A 21,513-nucleotide genomic window follows, 5' to 3' on the forward strand; every position below is an offset into this window, starting at 1 on the left:
GAGTCCTATGGACGGGGTGGAAAAACAATTAAAAACGGCCCGCAAATGGGGCCGTTTTAGTGGTTATCTGGCTAGCGCTAACTGCGTCTTATCAATAACCAGGGTAAGAGGAAATTTTCTATTTATGAAGATAGATACATGTCATTTTAATGTACCAGACCAAGCCTTGTCTCAATGCCTGGGTTGTCTTGATAAATAAATTTTTTGGCATGGGCCGCGAGGAGTTCTGCGTTAAAAATTCCATGCTTGACGAATAATTTGATTGAAATATAGATCGGTATGGGTCAATTTTTTACCTTGATGGCTATGGGTGTTGTGCTTTAGATCGCAATCGGCACAGCTTGATTCGTCTCTATGACCCCAATAGAAGCCAGAACAAAAACGGCAGGTCATGCGCTTTACTTGAGATGGCTGCTGAGGTACTCGCTTACGTGTATGGGCATCAAACTGTTCAAGAGCACGCCAATAAATTATCTCTCCATTCAGAAGTATTTCATGGCTGTGTGGGACTGCGTTGGGATAGGAGCGACTTACCAAGGCATCTTTCAAAATTTTCGTGGAAACGCTGGAAAGAGGGAAATGATAGTTGTGAATCAAAGTGCATCCAAAAAGGAACGCAGAGTGCGTGACTTTTACGTGAGCTCCTTCAATGACGGCCTCAGCTAACACATACCTTGTCTTTTTTAATACTTCATTTGGATAAAGTTGATGCCACGAGCGCTCTATCCGTGTAGGGTATACCGTAAATAAAGGCGGCTTCCCAGCCACAGGAGGCACATGCCTAACTACGTAGATGGTTAGTCGTATGTGATCTTGGTTGTGATAGTTCTTTAGCAACACATGAGCGAATGCTTGTTTGACTTCGCGCTCAGTCAAATGTCGCACCCATGCTTCGGTATCGACACGAAACTCTGTATCACGTGGTTCTGGACTCAGCAGCCATATTTCAATTTGGCGACTCTGATGTATCAAGGCAATGGCATGCCCCATGGATGGGGCACTTAATACGCGCAGGTAGCGGGAGTTGTCCCGGTGCTGGCTCGTGTGAACGAATTGCTCGAAGGCATCTGCGACGTCATGAGAAAAGACCGCTTGCGGCTTTGTGCCAGAGGCCGGTGCGTCACGGTCTTTCTTCGTTCCGTTAGGCAGCCTCTTTAACCACACCTCTTTATGAATGCCCTGCTCAATAGCGCCTTGAAATCCATACGGTCTCATGGCAATGCCAAGTTCAAGGTATTTCTTGACGGTCAGTGGACTGGTTGCAAGAGTCTCTTCTATGGTGCCCCAATCCCAAATCTCAATGGTGAACTTACCCGAGGCCGCATGCTGTGAGTTGAGATGGATGACGTACTCGCTTAACTCTATAGAAGCATTGCCTGAAGTAAGGATAAAAAATCTATCTATTCGATTGCGAAAACAGTCAGCTACCGCAACTGCAGCCTGAATATCGAGCGGGGTGGGGGAGGTATCGCTTTTACCATGCCATTGACAGTTGATGCCCACTACACAGTCTGTGTTTTCCAAATGAGACCAGAAGCGGACCTTTTCCGATCGATCAATAGCTTTCTGCTCAAGCGTGAACGATGCATGCCAATGCTCATCGACCAAGCTATGGCACAGTTGATGAAAATGCGCTCTATTGATAGGGCGAGAAAATTGACCACGCAGGTATTGCATGTTTCAAAAAAGTGGTTTCTTGCTTTTAACCAGACTGATTGCCGGAGCCATTTGCATGAGCAGTGGAAGCAGCGATCCTTTATAGCCGAGCAAAGCCAGTTGCAGGTTCCAAAACAGCGCCGTGGCATACCAGTTGGAAAGCAGGCGCGAGGAGGCGGATGCCCCATCTAGCGGTGTCACCGAGGGCCTTGTCGCGATCCACCAGCTTCTTGATGCAATGAAGGGGGTAGCTCATGCGGCGCTCGTCAGTAGTCCATGTCCAAGGCCGTGCTCCCTGCTCGCACCTGCTTCAACGCGGACGGAAGCGTGTGGCAAGGAGCGCATTATCATGAGATAGCCGGTAGGCACAGGGAGGGGAGCGGTACATGAAGTTCGTCAGCAATGTAGGCACAGATCGTGTCGTGGACTTGCTTCGCCCGTGGTTGAAGCCCGACCACCGGCTGGATGTGGTGTCGCCGTCCTTTTCTTTGTTTGCATTTGCTGAAGTCCTGGCAGACGTGCCTCGCCTCGCCAATGTACGTCTGGTTGTGCCTGCGTATCGCCCCAAAGACGGCTCGGGCAGTGTGCACGAACAGCTCGAATTGCTGGGCACAAAAGCAGACCGAGCTGCGCGCAACAAGCTTCAGGCCCCGTGGCTAGCTCGTAAGTTCGCAGCTTGGCTTGATGTCAAGGCACAGGTTCGGCATGCGTCTGGTGCCATCCCCCAGGGCACTGTGGTCCTGCGCGATGACCAAGCTACTGCGCGGCAAGCCGTTTTGGGCTCGTTCGCCTTCAGCACAGAAGGCCTTGGCATTACGCCCGGCAACCCGCTGAGCCTGATTCAAACATCCGAAAGCCCGGCAGAAGCTCACATGCTGAGCCAATGGTTCGACCTGCAGTGGGGTGCCCTCAAAGACCAGCCAGAAGCCAAGGCTGCCTTGATCGCATCGGTTAAGGAGCTGAGCACACATCGTGACGCCACCAGCATCTACACGCTCATGCTCCAGCATCTCTTTGCCTCCAACGGCGAAGGCATGGACGAAGAGCGCATCGTCAAATCCGCCACGGGCATCCGCAACACGGTGGTCTGGAAGAAGCTGTACAAGTTCCAACGTGATGGCGTGGTGGGCGCCATCGACAAGCTGGAACGCTTCGGCGGCTGCATCATTGCCGACAGTGTAGGCCTGGGCAAGACCTTCGAGGCCCTGGCCATCATCAAGTACAGCGAGCTGCGCAATGATCGCGTACTGGTGCTGTGCCCCAAACGCTTGCGTGACAACTGGACGCTGTACAAAGCCAACGACAAGCGCAATGTCTTGGCATCGGACCGTTTCAATTACGACGTCCTCAACCACACCGACCTGACGCGAGACGGTGGCTTGTCCGGTGACATCGACCTGTCCCATGTGAATTGGGGTAACTACGACCTGGTGGTCATCGACGAGTCGCATAACTTCCGCAACAAGGCTGCCAACAAGGGACGTGAAACCCGTTACGACCGGCTGATGCGCAAGATCATCCGCGAAGGCGTGAAGACGCGCGTACTGATGCTCTCTGCGACCCCGGTTAACAACCGTCTGGCAGACCTGAGAAACCAGATTGCCTTTGTTACCGAAGGTGATGACACGGCCCTTTTTGACCATGGCATTGCCAGCATAGACAGCACTACCCGCCGCGCGCAAAAGGCTTTCAACCGCTGGTTGGAACTGCCCAACGAAGAGAAGACGCCAGCGCTACTGGTCGACATGCTGGGCTTTGACTACTTCGCCTTGCTCGACCACCTGACCATTGCCCGTTCACGCAGGCACATCGAGCGGTACTACGGCACGTCTGAAACCGGTCGCTTCCCAGATCGGCTGCCTCCCATCAACATCAAGGCAGACGTAGACCGCGCGGGCGAGTTCCGATCCATCCGGGACATCAACCTTGAGATTCGCCGCCTCAACCTTGCTGCGTACGCCCCACTGCGCTATGTGCTGCCTCACAAGCAAGAGGCCTACGACCAGAAGTACAGCACGCAGATTCGCGGCGGCGAAAGCTTCTTCCGGCAGGTGGACCGTGAAGAGAGCTTGATTCACCTGCTGCGCGTCAACGTGCTGAAGCGCATGGAAAGCGCCGTGTCGTCTTTCGCACTCACGGTACATCGCCAGCTGGAAGATGTCGAAGCCACTTTGGCCCGTATCGATTCGCACCCCGCAGAGATCGAAGAACTCGACATCGCCGATGTGGACGTTGACGACCCCACCTTTGAATCCTTGCTCGTGGGCCGCAAGGTCAAGGTGCTGCTCAGTGACGTGGACTTGGTACGTTGGAAACAAGACCTCATCGAAGACCGCAACCGGCTTGCCACCTTGTATGCGGCAGCAGAACAGGTCAGCGCCGCGCGCGATGACAAGCTGCTCCGCCTGCGGGACTTGATTGCCAACAAGTGCAAGAACCCGATCAATGCGGGCAACCGCAAGGTCATCATCTTCACCGCATTCGCAGACACGGCCACCTACCTCTATGAGCAACTGTCTGGCTGGGCCAAGTCCGAGCTGGGTATCGAAAGCGCCTTGGTCACAGGCTCGGGCCGCAACCAATCCACTTTGCCACTGCGCCGCGACCTCAGCAGCATCCTGACAGCCTTCTCGCCTCGCTCGAAGGAGCGGCCCGAAGACTTGGCGCACGAAGGCGAGTTGGACTTGCTGATCGCCACCGACTGCATCAGCGAAGGCCAGAACCTTCAAGACTGCGACTGGCTGGTGAACTACGACATTCACTGGAACCCCGTTCGCATCATCCAGCGGTTCGGGCGCATTGACCGCATCGGCTCGCGCAACACCTGCATTCAACTGGTGAACTTCTGGCCCAACATGGAGCTGGAGGAGTACATCAACCTGGAGCAGCGCGTCAGTGGCCGCATGGTGCTCTTGGACATCTCCGCCACTGGCGAAGAGAACATCATCGAACAACAGTCCGGCAACCAGATGAACGATTTGGAATACCGCCGCAACCAGTTGTTGAAGATGCAAGACAGCGTTATCGATCTGGAGGATCTGTCCAGCGGCGTAGCCATCACCGACCTGACGCTGACCGACTTCCGCATCGACTTGGCCGAGTTCAACAAGCTCCACCCTGGCAAGCTCGACGGCCTGCCCTTGGGCGCGTTTGCCATTGCCACGAGCAACGATGTGGACATTCCACCTGGCGTGATCTTCTGCCTACGCGCTGAAGACGCTGCGGCCGAGAAGGCCATCGACCCCAGCTATCCGTTGGCACCGCACTACTTGGTACACGCGAGTGACGACGGCACCGTACTCTTGCCTTACACCCAGGCAAAGACCACGCTCGACCGGCTCAAGCGCATGGCCTTGGGGCGCGACCTTCCAGACGCTTCTGCCTGCGCTCGATTCGACCGTGCCACCAAGCATGGCGAAGACATGCGCCACGCCCAAAAGCTGTTGTCCGCCAGCGTGGCATCCATCGTCGGCAAGTCTGAAGAACGCGCTGTGGCCAGCCTGTTTTCGCCGGGCGGCACACACGCCATGAAGGGCGAGTTCGCGGGCGCCAATGACTTCGAGGTGCTGGCCTATATGGTGATCTTGCCCGGCACGGGTGAGGAACAAACCGCATGAATGTGGTGGACCTGTCTCCAGAGCAGCTGATTTCGGCACTGCGCTTGCCTGCCGAGGCCAGCGTTGGCCAGCGCATCCCCAAGAAGATGTTGGCCGAAAACCTGACCTCTCGCGGCACGGCTACCAGCGCAGACCGCAAGCTCTTGCAAGAGCGAATTGAAGAAGTCACATGGGTTGCAGCCCTCAAACCCAGCAATGCGGGCATTCCGGTGTACCAGGACGAAGTGCGCAGCTACCTTGAACTGGCCGTGCTGAACGTGCGCCTTCGACAAGGCAGCCAGCTCGACGTGAAGGCTGCCAAAGTTTCATCGAGCACTGCTCGCATCGCCGAGCTGGTGCATCGCGCCATTCCTTACCCCGTGCTGATGGTCTTGGATGATGACGCACGCCTGTACCTTTCCATGGTGCATATCCGCTGGGCGCAAAAGGAAGCCGACAAAACCGTTCTCGACGGAGAGTTGATCCAAGGCACATTTGTGCGCAATGGATCGAGCAAAGCACCCACGGCTGATGCTGCAACGTTGAACGCATTCATGGGTGCATTGCCTCTCAGCATGCAGCCCCGCGCCGATCTTTTCGCCTTGTACCAAGGGTGGATGGACACGCTCTCTGCATGGCAAGCCGCCGCCGTCACCGGTCGCTTTGAATGCGTCAGCCCACAGCAGGCTACCGCCCGCCGCGCAGCCTTGCGCCGCTGCCATGAGCTGGATGCACAGATCAGCAGCTTGCGCGCAGCCGCCAGCAAAGAAAAACAGATGGCTCGCCAAGTCGCGGTCAATCTCGAAATCAAGGCATTGATGGCAGAACGCCAACAAGCCGCCAACAGTCTTTAAGGGATCACAGTGAAAGCAACAGAAGCGAACCTGCTCAAGTTCCTACGGAAGTCACCGCAGTTCGTCATTCCCATCTACCAGCGCAACTATTCGTGGACCGCGGATCAGTGTCGCCAACTCTGGTCCGACTTGATGCGCGCTGGCCGGGACGAGAAGGTTCAGGCCCACTTCATCGGCTCCATCGTCTACGTTGAGCGCGGCCTGTCATCTGTGACCAGCCAAGAAGCTTTGTTGGTTATTGACGGTCAGCAGCGCCTGACCACGAGCACTTTGCTGATCGCCGCTCTTGCAAAGCACTTCGAGACGCAAGGGCTGGGCGAGTTGTTGGAGGCCTTCTCGAACAAGAAGCTGCGCAACTACTACCTGCTCAATCCTGACGAGGACGGAGAGCGCCATTTCAAGCTGATCTTGTCTGAGACCGACAAGGACACGCTGCTGGCGATTCTGCAAAACACGCCGCTGCCAGCAGAGGCCAGCAGCCGCATCACTGAGAACTACGCCTTGTTCCAAGAGCTGATCGCCGCCAACCAAGGCGAGCTGGAAGCTATCTGCCAAGGCCTTGCCAAGCTGGTGATCGTGGATGTGTCGCTCGACCGTGCCCAAGACAATCCGCAGCTGATCTTTGAAAGCATGAACTCCACCGGGCTGGAACTCAGCCAGGCGGACCTCATCCGCAACTTCATCTTGATGGGCTTGGAACCCAAGCTACAGACCGAGCTGTACAAGACCTACTGGCGCCCCATGGAAAGGGCGTTTGGCCAAGCGGCATACGTGGTGCATTTCGACGCCTTCATGCGCCATTACCTGACGGCCAAGACGGGTGAGATTCCGAACGTGCGTGAGGTCTATGTCGCGTTCAAGACCTTTGCACGCGGGCTCAAAGGCGACACGCGCGATTTGGTTGCTGACATTCACGCCTACGCGTCCTACTACTGTGCCATGGCCTTGGGCACGGAAGCAGATGCCTCGCTCAAGCAAGCCTTTCATGACTTGCGTGAGCTGAAGGTGGATGTGGCCTATCCCTTCTTGCTCGACGTTTACCACGACTACAAACAAGGCCGTCTGGCCAGCGAAGAAGTGCTGCGCATCGTGCGATTGGTGGAAAGCTACGTCTTCCGTCGCGCCATCTGTGCCATTCCCACCAATTCGCTGAACAAGACCTTTGCAGGGATGAGCCGCACCCTCAAGAAGGACAGATACCTTGAGAGCGTGCAGGCCGCGTTTCTGCTGCTGCCATCGTACCGACGCTTCCCCAGTGACGACGAATTCCAGCGCGATGTGAAAGTGCGCGACCTCTACAACTTCCGCAGCCGCAGCTATTGGCTACGTCGCCTGGAAAACCATGGCCGCAAAGAGCGGGTGATGGTGGAGGACTACACCATTGAGCACATCCTGCCGCAGAACGAAGCCCTGTCCAAAGAGTGGCAATCCGAGTTGGGCGCCGAGTGGCAACGCGTCCAGCAAGACTGGTTGCACACCTTGGGCAACCTCACGCTGACGGGCTACAACAGCGAGTACAGCGACCACTCTTTTGCCTACAAGCGCGACCAAGTCACCGACAAGGACGGCAACCCCGTCGGCTTTGCCCACAGCCCGCTCAAGCTGAACCTTGGGCTTGGCAAAGTCAGCCAGTGGAATGAGACGGCCATCAAAGATCGTGCCGACCGGCTTGCCGCAGACGCAGCCAAGGTTTGGGGAGCCCCACAGCTGGCCGATGACGTTCTGGACGCCTACCGTCCAGCCGCAGCCAAACCCGGCCAGCAATATGGCGTGGCCGACCACGCGCACCTGACGACAGGGCCGATGCGCGAGCTGTTTGAGACCTTGCGCAAGTCAATCCTGGCGCTTGACCCATGCGTCAATGAAGAGTTCTTGAAGCTGTACGTCGCCTACAAGGCTGAAACAAACTTTGTCGACGTGGTGCCTCAGGCCAAGCGCCTGCTGCTGGTGCTCAACCTCAGCATTGATGACATCGAAGACCCCAAAGGCCTGTGCCGCGATATTTCCAATATCGGGCGATGGGGCAACGGCGACGTAGAGATTGGTTTGAGCACTGTTGATGAGCTCCCTTACGTGATGGGCTTGATCCGCCAATCATTTGATCGCCAGATGGGTGGTCCGCAAGACGCCTGAGCGACCTTTTAGAACCGTATATCCAGAGACACCCATGAGCATCCAAAAAATCGAAGCACACTCGCCAGAAGCACAAAGCGCAGACCTCATCGCCGACAACATTGCCAAGCTCAAGGCCATGTTTCCTGAGCTGTTGACCGAAACCACGCAAGACGGCAAGACCACTGCGACCCTCAACGTGGAAGTGCTGAAGAACCTCGTTGGGGATGCCACCGCCGCAGATTCCGAAGAAAAGTACGGGCTGAACTGGCACGGCAAGCGCAAGGCGCGGCAAATCGCCTTGACCCCCAGCACGGGCACCTTGCGACCGGCGCCTGATGAGAGCGTGGACTGGGACACCACACAGAACCTGATGATCGAGGGCGACAACCTCGAAGTGCTCAAGCTGCTGCAAAAGAGCTACGCGGGAAAGGTGAAGCTGATCTATATCGACCCGCCGTACAACACGGGCAAAGACTTTGTTTACCCCGACAACTTCCAAGACAACATCAAGAACTATTTGGAATTGACCGGCCAGTTGGAAGGTGGCAACAAGATCAGCAGCAACACCGAGGCCAGCGGCAGATTCCATACCGACTGGCTGAACATGATGCTGCCGCGACTGAGATTAGCTAAGACGCTATTGCGAAGAGACGGCGCCGTATTTATTTCCATCGACGACCGAGAAGTTACGAATCTCAGGATGGTGGCCAACGAAGTTTTTGGCGAAGAGAACTTTGTAGCTACGGTCGGCGTTGTTAACAACATGAAGGGCCGAAACGACAAAAAGCATGTCGCTGCCTGCCATGAATACGTAGTCATCTACTCGAATCCTGCCTTCGTATCAAATGGCCTCCCTTTAACCGAAGAGCAACGCGCAGCGTTCAGGTACACCGACGATAAGGGGTACAAATTCGCATTACGGGATCTTCGGAAACGTGGAGGCCCGGACAAGCGAGAAGATCGCCCGAACATGTATTTTCCGATTTACTGGAATGAAGAATCCGGGAAAGCCTCAGTTGAACGGATGGCGTCGACAGACATTGAGATATTCCCTATTCGAGGCGACGGCGTTGAAGGGCGTTGGCGTTGGGGCATTGACAAGGTGAAAAAGCATCTTGACTGGATGCATCCAAAACGCTCCGAAAGGAGTGGCAGACTCGACGTTGAACATCGTGTTTACCTTGATACGTCAATTGCAATCGATGATGATCCTGAGGATGAAGACGACGACGATGACAGCGTAGAACGGACTTCCAAACCAAAATCCGTCTGGATCGGAGGTGAATTTTCTACGGATAGCGGGAAACGCGCTCTCAAAGAACTGCTTCCTGGTGAAGTGTTTGACTTCCCTAAGTCAATCGATTTCTTAAGGACTTGTATTTTGCTTACTACGAGTGGCAAAGATATCGTTCTCGATTTTTTCTCTGGTTCCGGCTCGACCGCACAGGCGGTAATGCAGCAGAATGCTCTTGATTCCCAGTCTCGGCGGTACATTTGTGTTCAGCTTCCTGAGCCTTTGGACCCCTCTGACAAGCCTCAGAAAGTCGGCGCTGCACTTTGTGACCAACTCTCGAAACCCCGCAATATTGCGGAGCTGACCAAAGAGCGCATCCGTCGCGCAGGTGCCAAGATAAAGGCAGAGAACCCGCTATTTGGAGGCGACTTTGGTTTCCGAGTATTCAAGCTCGACACGTCAAATATTCGTGCCTGGAATCCGAACCAAGCAGACCTAAGTGCAACACTGCTGAACCACCTGGAACACCTTGAACCGGGCCGAAGCGAAGAGGACGTGCTATACGAAGTGTTGCTCAAGTTGGGCTTGGACCTTTGCGTACCCATCGAAGAGCAGCAGATTGCTGGCAAGACCGTCCACAGCATCGGTGAAGGCGCTTTGCTGGCCTGTCTGGAAGAACACATCAGCGTGGCAGACGCAGAGCCCTTAGCTTTGGGCATGGCCCAATGGCGCGAGCAACAAGGTACCGCGACCGAGACCACAGCCGTTTTCCGTGACAGTGCTTTCGAGAACGATGTAGCCAAGAGCAATCTGGCCGCCATCCTGGAGCAGCACGGCGTGAAGCACGTACGCAGCTTGTGAGGACAGCCGGATGAAACTTCATTTCGAGTCCGACCTGCCTTACCAGGCCGCCGCCATTGAGGCGGTTTGCGATCTGTTCCGTGGGCAGGAGGTCTGCCGCTCGGTGTTCACCGTCACTGCACAGGCGCTGACTGATTCTGGTCAACAGAGTTTTGAGGGCAAACAGTTCACCGCCGAAGGCGGCATTGGCAACGCCTTGCAGCTACTCGTTGACGAAGAGTTGAGCGAGAACTTGCAGAAGGTGCAGCTGCGCAACGGCTTGCAGCCATCTGACCCACTCAACCCCAAGCACGCGCTGGACTTCACCGTGGAAATGGAAACGGGCACGGGGAAGACCTACGTCTATCTGCGCACGGTGTTCGAGTTGAACCAACGCTACGGCTTCACCAAGTTTGTGGTGGTGGTGCCCTCAGTAGCCATCAAGGAAGGCGTCAACAAGACCTTGCAGATTACCCGCGAGCACTTCGAGAGCTTGTACCCAGGAGCAAAGGGGTACGAATTCTTCCAGTACGACTCCGACCGATTGGGTGAGGTGCGGAACTTCGCCACCAGCCCCAACATTCAGATCATGGTCATCACGGTGGGCGCGATCAACAAATTCGGTGACGAGGCCGCCGCAGCGGCTGAAGAGTCTGACGAAGCCAAGCGCCGTGAGAAGTCAAAGAACAAGATGTACCGGGCCAGCGAAAAGACTGGTGGTGAGCGCCCCATTGACCTGATTCGCAACACCCGGCCAATCTTGATCGTGGACGAGCCTCAGAGCGTGGACGGCGGCATCGACGGCAAGGGCAAGAAGGCCTTGGCTCACATGAACCCGCTGTGCTCCTTGCGCTATTCCGCCACGCACGTGGACAAGCACAACATGGTCTACCAACTGGATGCCGTGGACGCCTACGAGCAGAAATTGGTCAAGCAGATCGAGGTGGCGGCGGCCACCGTGCAAGGTGGAAACAACAAGCCCTACGTGAAGCTGCTGGCCGTGAACAGTAAGAAGGGGCTCATCACCGCCAGCATCGAGGTGGATAAAGAGAATGCGGCGGGAGCTGTGCGCCGCGAGACCATCACGGTGCAAGACGGCTTCGACCTTGAGCAGGAAACCAAGCGCCCGCTGTACAGCGACATCCGTATCGGCGAAATCCGCACAGCCAAAGGTGACCAGTTCATGGAACTGAAGGTGCCCGGCAGCGAGGTCTTTTTGCGCGTGGGTGACGCCTGGGGTGATGTGGATGCATCCGCCGTGCAGCGCGAAATGATCCGCCGCACCATCAAGGAACACTTGGACAAAGAGAAGCGCCTTCGCCCGTTGGGTGTGAAGGTGTTGAGCCTGTTCTTCATTGACGAAGTGGCGAAGTACCGCCAGTACGACGACCAAGGCAACGCCGTGAAGGGCGAGTACGCCTTGATGTTTGAAGAGGAATACAAGCGGTGGGCACGCCACCCCGACTATCAAAGCCTCTTCAATGAGATTGACCTGACGACCGCAGCCGATGAGGTCCACAACGGCTACTTCTCCATCGACAAGAAGAAGGTGGGCGGCAAGATGGTGGAAATGGTGAAGGACACCAGTGGCAGCACCGCCGCCGATGACGACACCTACAACCTCATCATGCGCGACAAGGAGAAGCTGCTGAGCTTTGAGTCGCCACTCAAATTCATCTTCTCGCACTCTGCCTTGAAGGAAGGCTGGGACAACCCCAACGTCTTCCAGATTTGCAACTTCTCTACGCGCGAGACGGAACGTTGGCGCCGTCAGACCATTGGCCGCGGACTGCGCCTGTGCGTGAACCAGCAAGGCGAACGGCTGCGTGGCTTCGAGATCAACACACTGACCGTGATCGCCACAGAAAGCTACGAGCAGTTCGCGGAGAAACTGCAGAAGGACTACGAGGATGCCGGCATCGACTTCGGCATCGTCAAGCCACATGTCTTCTCCGCAATTTCTGTGGAGCAGGAAAACGGTGAGCTTTCCGCACTGGGCTTCGAGGCATCAAAGGCCTTGTGGACGCACCTCAAGACGCAGGGCTACATCACCGACAAGGGCAAGGTTCAAGACGCGTTGAAGACTGCCTTGAAAGAGGGCACCTTGGTACTGCCTGCCAACTTTGAAGCTCAGCGGGCACAAATCACGGGTGTGCTGAAAAAGCTGTCAGGCAAGCTGGAGGTGAAGAACGCCGATGAGCGCAAGCAGATCGCGGTGCGCAAGTCAGTGCTGGTGAGCCCCGAATTCAAAGCCTTGTGGGACCGCATCAAGCACAAGACCACGTACCGCGTGCACTTCGACAACGAGAAGTTGATCGAGAAGTGCATCGAAGCTTTGAACGACATGCCCCCGGTCGCCAAGACCCGCCTGCAATGGCGCAAGGCCGGCATCGAGATTGCCAAGTCTGGCGTGGGCGCCATCGAGAAGGCTGGTGCAGACACCGTCACGCTGAACGAGACCGACATCGAGTTGCCCGACCTGCTCACGGAACTGCAGGACCGCACCCAGCTAACGCGCAAGACGATTGCACGCATCCTGACCGAGAGCACGCGCCTGAACGAATTCAAGCGTAACCCCCAGCAGTTCATCGAGTTGGCGGCCGACTCCATCAATCGCTGCAAACGTCTTGCCCTGGTCGACGGCATCAAGTACCAGCGGCTGGGTGACGACTCCTACTGGGCACAGGAACTGTTTGAAGACCCCAAGAACGTGCTGATGGGCTACCTGAACGAGCACAACGCTCGGATGAACGCCGAAAAGTCGGTCTATGAGCACGTTGCCATCGATTCAGCGGTGGAGTGGGAGTTTGCCGACCAGCTGGAGAAAAACAATGCGGTCAAGGTGTACGCCAAGCTCCCGAGCTGGTTCAAGGTGCCGACGCCCTTGGGTAGCTATAACCCCGACTGGGCTGTGCTCATCGAGCGCGATGGGCACGAGCGCCTGTATTTCGTGGTGGAAACCAAGAGCAGCCTGTTCGATGAAGATCTACGCGACCGGGAGGGTGGCAAGATCAAATGCGGCACGGCGCACTTTAAGGCGCTGGCGGTGGGGCCAAACCCGGCTGTCTATGGGAAGTTCACTGATGTTGACGGCGTGCTAAGAAAATCCGAGGCATTGCAATCAATTTGAAAGGGTCTGTCACAGACAATTCTAAATTGAATGGGTCGGCAGTTTTGCAGCGGCTTTCTATAAAAATGCAAATTGAAAAACATTGATGAGAGCGGCGCTGCGAAAAGCTGTTGCCACACCGCGCTTGTTCGCTCGTATAAAAAATGTTCAAAATTTAAGCAAATAGAGTGATTTTTGTATTGTTCGGAGCGAATGAACTGGCTCGGTGCGAAAAAATTCTCTATTTATTAGCCAGCTTGCTGGATTTGTTTGAATTTTGAATGATTCTACTAAAAATGACATATAATTTCAAGAGAAGAATTTATCTTAAAATAATCGATCTCAAATAAATTTTTCGTGCTTTTGAGTTGATTTTGTGGCTCATTTGCAGTGTTTTTCTCCTCGCCGCGCTGCATTTGTAGTCCAGGTTGAATATTCTGTTCTGACGAATTCCAAGTAATTTCTCGCGGCCCCGTAGCGCCCTCTTGTGAACCGCTGATCGAGGCGGCTGGCGCCTGCATGCCCGGAGAGAAACATGACCCAAGAGTTCACCTTTGATGCTGCTCTACGCCACCACCATATGGGCAGGTTGCTGCACCGATTGGGAGCGCTTCTTCCTCGGTGGCTGAGCGGCCCGGACTTGGCGCGGGGATGCCGTGATCTGGAGCAACTGTGCTGGCGTGAGCTTTGGTACCCACGGCAGCCTGTGTTTGACGGTGATCTGCCGCCGTTTTTGATGGTGGATGCTGATGGTTATTCGGCAAATCTGTCGATGCCAACGGCCCCGGAAGAATTGGCTAGCCGGATGGTTGCTTTGGAGCCATCACCATTGCCTGTGTCTTCACTCGCTGGCAAAAACTTCAGTTCGATGGCTCGATTGCTGAAGCTCACATCGTTCGAGTTGCAGTGGCTGCTCTGGTCGTACTGCATCAAGCGCTTCGGCCGTGCGATCTTGCCGGTAGTGCCATTGAGCGATGACCGGCATGGCTGTGAAGTGCTAGCGCTGCTGGCCAGCATGCCAATTGACGCTGTTCAAGAAGCCGTGGCATCGCGCCGGTTGTACGCCTGGGGCTTTCTTGATGGCCGTGGTGCTGACGGCGAAATGCCCTCACTTCTGAGCGGCTGGCTGTCGGCCACCGATCAATTTGCGGACTGGATTGAGCAGCCATACGCCTCTGACTCTGATCTGCTGACCGCGCTCTGCCAAGCGCAAGTCTCGTTGATGGCCTCTCGCTGAGGCCCTGTCTCTCGCCGGCTACTGTTCTGCAGCCGCGCTGATCTCTCTCGCTTGTTTTCTATCCGCCGATCGTTCGCGGAGGACTACGCGTGCCCGTTTGTTTTCACTGTTTTGTTTCGTGCCCCACCCAAGGAGATTTCATGACCACTAAACCCGAATCCACATCAAGTTTGGCTTCGTCTGCACCTACCGTCGCCACCATCATCTACTCCAACAGTGCCAAGTTTCCGCTGGGCCAAATCGTCGCAACGCCAGGCGCTGTGGAACTGCTGCAAGAAACCGGCTTCAGCGCGGCAGCCTTGGTCAGCCGTCATGTGCATGGTGACTGGGGCGATCTATGCGACGAAGATCGTTCAGAAAACGACTTCGCCGTCACCCGCCGTTTGCGGATTCTGAGTTGCTATCGGCTGGTCGATGCGGAGCGACTGGCTGCGACGCCCAGAGAAAAACGTTCATCGCTTCCCGGACTATGGATCATCACGGAAGCCGATAGGAGCGTTACCACGCTGCTTCGTCCGGATGAGTATTGATATGTCCAAAGCCGTCTCATCTAAGCGCGCAGAGCCGTCCTATACGTTCCAGCGCATCCATGCGGCGCTGCAGACCGGCCATTCACTCACCGTTCAACAAAAGCGCGAAGAGCCGGTGCCGGTTTTCATGCAGCAGTCGGTTTTGGATGCATCTTGCGGGACTCACATGCTGGCGATGCTGCTTGTGATTCTTGGACTTGCCAAAGCGTCAGCACTGCACGATATGTCACGGCGCAAGCATGGCGTAGCCGCAGCAGTTTGGACCGCAATGTCCCCGTACTACTTCACCGGAATCAACCCAAAAAATTGGACGGATGAAGTAAATAGCCTTGGACTGCCACTCGAACTCACTGCTCGCTATTGCATTGAGCACGATGTAGATGCCCCCGCCGTCAAATGGCTCATGCAAGGCGATCTGGTTGCCATTGCATTTACCTCGGTCAAGCATCACCGCACAAAGCACTGGGCTCTCGCAGTGGGTGTGGAGGGTTTGGTGGTCGGTCAAAGTCACTTTCCGCAGCGCATCCTGCTGCTGGACAGTGGTGGAGCGGAGCCATGTTTCCACGCCCATAACGCACGGCTGCGTTTGCCAGATGCCGGTCCCGGAAGCCGACGTGCCAAGCCTGGCTGGCACAAAGAGCCCAAGCAAAAGATGATCATTTGGATGCATGAGTCGGAGTCTTGGCAACCCGAGGCAGTGCGGTTGCTTGCAGCCATACGTGTGCGGAGAACGTCATGACGCTGAACCGGCGCGAATGTTTGCGGACGCTGGCGCTGGTGTGCATGCCAACTCCTTCGGTCGTGTACTCGGAAAGGGTTCTTGACGATCTGCAGGCGGCGACAGAGCCAGACGCAATGCCATCATTGGACTGGGGCGATCTCAGCGTTGTGATGTCGCGTTGGGGGCGGTCCGCTTGGAGCCATGTCGTTACCGGCCATCACTGCGACCTGCAAACAATGCTCCATGACAGCATCGAGGCAACCGCACAGCAAGTCTCACCAGAACGCCCACCGACTGTCATCGTAGTGCTGCGCGGCGGCTCCGGCTTGCATCTGGATCAATACAGGGCAGTATCCAGCGCGTTCCACAACGCCGTAGCAGCCTGTTCTGAACTATGGTTTGCGGCAGCGCCTGCCCCGGCCTTGGTGGACGAGCTGCGACTGACAGTGGTCGTGAGCGGCTGAAAATAGCCGATCAACCCCTACTTGTAAGTGGCCTTGCCGGACGGTTTGGTGCGCTTGGCTGCTGGCTTCTTGTCGAGCACCGCTTGATTGGCGCGGCGCAGTGGCCCACCCTCGGTTGTGGGGGGATGTGCCAGCCGAATGTCACCGAACAGATCAGCCAGCGTGATGCCCAGCACATGACAGATGGTGGCAAGGGTCAAGACGCTCGGATTAACGCGACCCAACTCCAATTTGGACACCCGAGTGCGCTCCACCTCGGCACTCATTGCCAACTCCAACTGCGTCATGCCGCTTTGCTCGCGGAAGTGCCGCAGGTTCTGACCGACCGCCAACGTGATTGCATTCGGTATGAGTCGCACCTTGCGGCGACGTTGAACCGGCGTCTCGCTGGCAGTGCTTTGTTTCTGTGGAGCAGTCCGTGACATGCTCCACAGGCTCTCGAAATGTGCCTTCTGAGGAAACGTCTTAAAAGGAACATTGCATGCCAAAATGATCCTTGAGAGGCACAAATTTTTACAACCAACAGGAAGAAAAAATGAATCCCAAAAGAACTACCGCCGTGACTTTGGCGGCAACGTCCATGGTTTTGCTGGCTGCATGCGGTGACAAAACACCGTCCTGCGCTGATCCGGCCACGGTGTCGCTGGTCCAGCAGATTTACCAGCAGAGCTTTGACAAAGAGCATGCAAGCATGAGCCCTGAGCGTCAGCGCAGCGTGCAGATCACGAGCAAGAACACCAAAGTCACGGTGGAGTCCATCACTACCGCTCGCAGCGACGAATCGACAGGGAAGAAAACCTGCTCAGCAGTCCTGACGGCGGTGATGCCGCAAGACGCCATTCCTACCGATCAGCGAATGCTCAATCACCTGCGCGGCACGTATGAGCCTCAAGGCGCAGCGTTGGATGGCAATACGGTCAAGGGCAATGTGACCTACACCGTCCAACGTACCGAAGACAGCAAGGAGATACTGGTCAAACTCACGGGACACCTGGCATTCATGGGGCTGTTCCACGATCTGGCGATGCTCCGGGTATTCGATAAGAGCGAAGCGGAGATTGCCAAGATTGCCGGCGAAGCTCCGCCAGCGGCTGCGGCCAAGTCTGCGGAGCCGCCTCCACCCGAGGTCTCGCCAGTCACCCAACCTGCGCCAGCTGCAGCTTTGCCAGCGCCTGCGAACACGGCACCCGCTGCAGCGCCAGTCGCTCCGCAAGCCAACGCGACGGCTGCTGCTCCGGCTGTGACCGTCCCGCACCTCTGCACGGCTGCTGAGACCCCGATCTTTGCATGCTCCACCGGCAAGAAACGAGCCTCGGTGTGTACTGGCCGCGCGGATGGCAATGAGCAGTTGACATACCGGATCGCGCCGCTGGATGGCGCCGTGGAGATGGAATATCCGAGCGGCGGTTCTGGTGCTGCTTCAGCTTTCCAACGTGGCTCACAGCTTGGTCAAGATGGCGCTGCTGTGAACTTCCTGTCGTTCGACAAGGGCAACTATCGCTATGTCGTTTATGCCGGTGACGGTGAAAATGGACGCAAGGGAGTGATAGTGGAGCAGGGCGGCAAACGCATTGCTGATCTGCGTTGCCAGGGTGATGCTATGTCCCGCTTCGACCCCGCGCAGCTTCAAAAGATGGGGCTGAGCATAGACAGCCGGACGCTGCCACTGCAGTGAGCACCTATGTAGGAGTCAAAACAAAAAATGAAAAATCAACCTCGCCCCGCTTTTTGCTCGCTTCTTGGTGCCGCAGTGCTATGCGTGGCATCGACCTCATCCTGGGCCGCCTCAGACGACGTGATTCCCATCGAGAAGTACCAACCACCCATCGTGGAGCAGTATCCACCGGCATCATCCCATGGCTGGAACATGGAACGACCGCTGGTGAGCAATGGGCTCAACCTGTTCTCCGCCAACGTTCCGTCTTATGACGGCAAGGGCATGCTGTTCTCTAGCTGGACAGCACAGAACGGTCGAGTGTTTGAGCGTCCCACCATCATCATCGTTCATGGTGGTCATGGTGTGGCACCCGGCAACCTGGATACCGCTGTGTGGGCTAAACGCAACCTCGACGCCAACATTCTGATTCTCGATTCGTATTGGTCACGGGGGCGTACGGAAAACTGGCTCAGTTGGACTCGCTTTGGGGCCAACATGCGTGTGCTTGATCTGATCGCCGCCGCGCGTTTCGTCAAGTCGGAGGGTGCTGATCCCAAGAAGACGTTCGTGATCGGTGACAGCCAAGGTGGCTGGACTGTGTTGCGCGCGTTCTCTAATCACAACCTCAGTGGCAAAGTGACGGCGTTGCTAGCTGGTGGCGTGTCGCTTTACCCCAACTGCTACGTGAAGGAGTCCATCTTTGGACGTGCTCCAAGTGGCAGCACGGATCGTGAAGACGCGCCTCCGCTAGGCAACTATGTGGCACCTGTGATCGCTTTCACCGGAACTGCCGACACCGCCACGCCGCTGTCTCAGTGCAACGTGGACAAAGTATTCAAGGGCGTCGAGAAGTGGACGAACTTTGAGGGCGCCACACATGCATGGGACTCGCCGACCCGAGGTGTTGGTCGTCGGGCGGAAGACAACGTGTGCACTCGGGCGCTCAACAAGTACAACCCGTTCCCAATCTGCAGCAGCAACAAGTTCACGGACATTACGCGGAGCGATATTCAAGCGTTTGTGGAGAGGCACTTGCCTAAAGCTCAATGAACGGCATGGCGTCGGCGTGACATCAAGCCGGATCACGCTCCCTGTGGCCGGTTGTTCTCAAACAGGCAATCTTCGGAATCATCAGAATTTTTTCTGATCGTCCGAAGCGTTCTCCAGCCAAGAAGCTCGGGTGCCGCAGGTGTACGAACTCGTGCATGGTTGGAGCCTAGTCACACGCTAAACTGCGAAGGGGAGTGTTGGATGGTGATGAATGATCTTGTCTTCGCTCAGCCGCCCACGAATTTCAGTGACGGTATTGGTGACGGTATCGTCGAATTTATTGCTTTCGCCCGAATGACCAACACGAAGCAACAGTGTTCAAAAATGTCCACTGCAAAAAAGTCGTTGACGATTGAGTGGGGAGTGAATTTATCCAGAATCGCCTGCTGACCGAAATCCAGGCCGAAGACCTGCGGATCTTGTGCAACAAGCTCAAGGAGCGAGGGGCGCGGGCCACCGCGGTGCAGATCCGGGACATCTTGAAGCAGGTCTACGTCTACGCGACAGGCGCTCGACATCTTCATCACGCTGCACGCCTGCGCGCAGGTTCAAGGTTCGGCTTTCCTTCTCGCTACCATCCGGATCGGTGCATGTCCAATGCGACCTTGAATCGGATCACGCAGCTCATCGTGGAGGGCGCCAAGGTCAAAGGTCTACCGCTGCAGTCGTTCACCGTCCACGACCTGCGCCGCATCGGCTCAACGCTACTGAACGAGATCGGCTTCAAACTCGACTGGATCGAGAAATGCTTGGCGCACGAGGAGGAGCGTTCCTCGCGTTCGATCTACAACAAGACCGAATGCGCCGAGCAGCGGCGCCACATGCTGCAAGAGTGGGCGCATTTGGTCGATGCCTGGGGCGATGGACAGACCTACGTGCAGAAGCTGATACCGAAGAACGTGGTCGTGCCGGCGTTGAGCGCGATTGCGTAGGAGGGCCGCATCATGGCTTGCTTTGGATCGGTCTTTGCCGGGTCGCGTTAGGTTTATTTTTCGAGAAAGGCGGCCAGTCTTCGAGATGGTTTCCAGCAAGCTTGAGGCCGCGCTCTCGCGGACCAATTGCGTCGCCGGCCTGATCGTGCATTCTGACCAAGGGTGGCACTACAAGATGCAGCCCTACCGAGCGATGCTCGTGCGACACGGAGTCGAGCAAAGCATGAGCCGCAAGGGCAACTGCTTCGACAACGCGGCGATTGAAAGACTCTTCGGCACCCTGAAAGCCGAGTACTTGCATCTCGAACGGCCCGATAGCATTCATACGCTCGAAGCGGGCGTGCATGATTACGTCCACTACTACAACCACGAGCGCATCAAGCTCCGGCTGCAGGGGCTCAGTCCAGTGGAATACCGCTTGAGAAGCACCGCCTGATCGGCGGAATCGCGACCATCCAACTTCTGGGGGATCAGTTCAAACCCGGGGGCGATTCAGTCCAGCCGACACGGTGCTTTGCTGTCGCTGGTGGGCAGCGCCTGCCATCGAACGAGCGGTTTTGAGCGCACCAATCTACTTATCTCGACCCGCCGTAGACCGTCACTGACCTCTGAAAGTCAATTCCGCGCTTTCGACGGTACTTCGCCCAAAGTGACCGAAATAGTGTTTTCGAAAAATTTTACCAAAAAAATCATTTTTATCATTACAATTGGCCATCTATCCACATGACATTAACCCACGTCCATGAAATCACCGTCAATTTCGTCCTTTTTCCTGTCACGAGATAGGGCTGAGCAGCATTTCATCGGCATCACGGCATGCTCCGACTGGGGAGATGCCAAATGAGCAATCTGAAAATTTCTACCCGCTTAGCCGGTCTTCTGGCAGTGTTGTGTTGTCTGGTCTTGCTGGTTGGAGGCAGCGGCCTTATGGGTATGAGCCACTCGAATACCGGACTCAAGTCGGTTTACGACGACCGGGTGGTCCCTCTCAAGCAGCTCAAGATCGTGGCGGACATGTATGCCGTCAACGTGGTGGATGCCGCCCACAAGGTGCGGGATGGGGGCATGACACCTGCCCAGGGCCTGCAATCAGTGAGTGAGGCTCGCAAAGCGATCAATACAAACTGGAGTGCCTATCTGGCTACACAGCTGGCACCCGAAGAGGTCAAGCTCGTGGATCAGTTCAGGCCCTTACAGGCGAATGCAGACAAAGCGACAGAGGTGCTGCAAGGGCTGTTCCGAGCTAGCGACATTCCTGGCATCACAGCTTTTGCTGCCAAGGATATGTATCCCGCGATGGATCCTTTGCAGGATGTGCTGAGCGGGCTCATACAAGTGCAACTCGACGAGGCCAAGAAAGAATACGATAGTGCTGCTGCAAGCTACCAGACCATCTGGGTGGTGACCACGAGTGCAGTAGTGCTTGGGTTACTGCTGGCGCTGCTGATGGGCGGCGCCATGATCCGGCAGATATCGCGCGCCCTGGGCAATGCGGTGCAGATCACCGATTCGGTGGCG

18 protein-coding genes are annotated in these 21,513 nt (G+C 56.1%); 14 read left to right on the forward strand and 4 right to left on the reverse strand.

Annotated features, from left to right (window positions below; translation table 11 throughout):
• Positions 1 to 231: 231 nt before the first annotated feature.
• Complete coding sequence (locus AC07OD_RS03155) at positions 232 to 1,677, reverse strand: hypothetical protein (protein WP_494595083.1); 1,446 nt, start codon at positions 1,675 to 1,677, stop codon at positions 232 to 234.
• A 3-nt stretch (positions 1,678 to 1,680) separates the two neighbouring features.
• Positions 1,681 to 1,857: a hypothetical protein gene (locus AC07OD_RS03160; protein WP_494595085.1), complete on the reverse strand. Its 177-nt coding sequence runs from the start codon at positions 1,855 to 1,857 to the stop codon at positions 1,681 to 1,683.
• 185 nt (positions 1,858 to 2,042) lie between these two features.
• On the opposite strand from AC07OD_RS03160, the gene AC07OD_RS03165 reads away from it, so the two are divergent.
• From AC07OD_RS03165 to AC07OD_RS03205, 9 genes are all read left to right on the forward strand, one after another.
• On the forward strand, positions 2,043 to 5,273 hold the full coding sequence (locus AC07OD_RS03165; protein ID WP_494595087.1) for a helicase-related protein: 3,231 nt from the start codon (positions 2,043 to 2,045) through the stop codon (positions 5,271 to 5,273).
• Entirely contained in the window at positions 5,270 to 6,106 is an 837-nt protein-coding gene (locus AC07OD_RS03170) for a DUF4391 domain-containing protein (protein WP_494595089.1), read from the forward strand. Before AC07OD_RS03165 ends, AC07OD_RS03170 begins: the two co-directional genes overlap by 4 nt.
• Before the next feature lie 9 nt (positions 6,107 to 6,115).
• Complete coding sequence (locus AC07OD_RS03175) at positions 6,116 to 8,239, forward strand: GmrSD restriction endonuclease domain-containing protein (RefSeq protein ID WP_494595090.1); 2,124 nt, start codon at positions 6,116 to 6,118, stop codon at positions 8,237 to 8,239.
• A gap of 34 nt (positions 8,240 to 8,273) precedes the next feature.
• A complete protein-coding gene (locus tag AC07OD_RS03180; protein WP_494595091.1) occupies positions 8,274 to 10,316 on the forward strand; it encodes a site-specific DNA-methyltransferase in 2,043 nt (680 codons plus the stop codon).
• 10 nt (positions 10,317 to 10,326) lie between these two features.
• On the forward strand, positions 10,327 to 13,425 hold the full coding sequence (locus AC07OD_RS03185) for a type III restriction-modification system endonuclease (protein WP_494595092.1): 3,099 nt from the start codon (positions 10,327 to 10,329) through the stop codon (positions 13,423 to 13,425).
• Positions 13,426 to 13,939: 514 nt separating this feature from the next.
• Entirely contained in the window at positions 13,940 to 14,641 is a 702-nt protein-coding gene (locus AC07OD_RS03190) for a hypothetical protein (protein ID WP_494595094.1), read from the forward strand.
• A 140-nt stretch (positions 14,642 to 14,781) separates the two neighbouring features.
• The gene (locus AC07OD_RS03195; protein WP_494595096.1) at positions 14,782 to 15,171 is read left to right on the forward strand and encodes a type I restriction endonuclease subunit M; all 390 of its coding nucleotides are present in this window, start codon (positions 14,782 to 14,784) and stop codon (positions 15,169 to 15,171) included.
• Position 15,172: 1 nt separating this feature from the next.
• The gene (locus AC07OD_RS03200; protein WP_494595098.1) at positions 15,173 to 15,910 is read left to right on the forward strand and encodes a hypothetical protein; all 738 of its coding nucleotides are present in this window, start codon (positions 15,173 to 15,175) and stop codon (positions 15,908 to 15,910) included.
• Positions 15,907 to 16,356: a hypothetical protein gene (locus AC07OD_RS03205; RefSeq protein ID WP_494595100.1), complete on the forward strand. Its 450-nt coding sequence runs from the start codon at positions 15,907 to 15,909 to the stop codon at positions 16,354 to 16,356. The genes AC07OD_RS03200 and AC07OD_RS03205 overlap by 4 nt, the downstream gene beginning before the upstream one ends.
• A 17-nt stretch (positions 16,357 to 16,373) precedes the next feature.
• On the opposite strand, the gene AC07OD_RS03210 is transcribed toward AC07OD_RS03205, so the two are convergent.
• Positions 16,374 to 16,844: a helix-turn-helix domain-containing protein gene (locus AC07OD_RS03210; RefSeq protein WP_494595102.1), complete on the reverse strand. Its 471-nt coding sequence runs from the start codon at positions 16,842 to 16,844 to the stop codon at positions 16,374 to 16,376.
• A gap of 47 nt (positions 16,845 to 16,891) precedes the next feature.
• Here AC07OD_RS03210 and AC07OD_RS03215 point away from each other — a divergent pair, with 47 nt between their 5' ends.
• Both AC07OD_RS03215 and AC07OD_RS03220 read left to right on the forward strand, forming a co-directional pair.
• Positions 16,892 to 18,031 (forward strand): hypothetical protein, encoded by a 1,140-nt coding sequence (locus AC07OD_RS03215; protein ID WP_494595104.1) that lies wholly within the window; start codon positions 16,892 to 16,894, stop codon positions 18,029 to 18,031.
• A gap of 27 nt (positions 18,032 to 18,058) precedes the next feature.
• Positions 18,059 to 19,063 (forward strand): dienelactone hydrolase family protein, encoded by a 1,005-nt coding sequence (locus AC07OD_RS03220; RefSeq protein WP_494595105.1) that lies wholly within the window; start codon positions 18,059 to 18,061, stop codon positions 19,061 to 19,063.
• Between the two features lie 227 nt (positions 19,064 to 19,290).
• On the opposite strand, the gene AC07OD_RS03225 is transcribed toward AC07OD_RS03220, so the two are convergent.
• A complete protein-coding gene (locus tag AC07OD_RS03225) occupies positions 19,291 to 19,587 on the reverse strand; it encodes a hypothetical protein (RefSeq protein ID WP_494595134.1) in 297 nt (98 codons plus the stop codon).
• Here AC07OD_RS03225 and AC07OD_RS03230 point away from each other — a divergent pair.
• The 3 genes from AC07OD_RS03230 to AC07OD_RS03240 form a co-directional block, all read left to right on the forward strand.
• Positions 19,483 to 19,995 (forward strand): tyrosine-type recombinase/integrase, encoded by a 513-nt coding sequence (locus AC07OD_RS03230; RefSeq protein ID WP_494595132.1) that lies wholly within the window; start codon positions 19,483 to 19,485, stop codon positions 19,993 to 19,995. The genes AC07OD_RS03225 and AC07OD_RS03230 overlap by 105 nt on opposite strands.
• 85 nt (positions 19,996 to 20,080) lie before the next feature.
• Positions 20,081 to 20,431 (forward strand): IS3 family transposase, encoded by a 351-nt coding sequence (locus AC07OD_RS03235; protein ID WP_492809112.1) that lies wholly within the window; start codon positions 20,081 to 20,083, stop codon positions 20,429 to 20,431.
• Positions 20,432 to 20,835: 404 nt separating this feature from the next.
• The coding region (locus tag AC07OD_RS03240) for an MCP four helix bundle domain-containing protein (protein WP_494595106.1) at positions 20,836 to 21,513 on the forward strand (678 nt) is incomplete at its 3' end.

It is taken from the genome of Acidovorax sp. GW821-FHT10E03, from assembly GCF_059415205.1.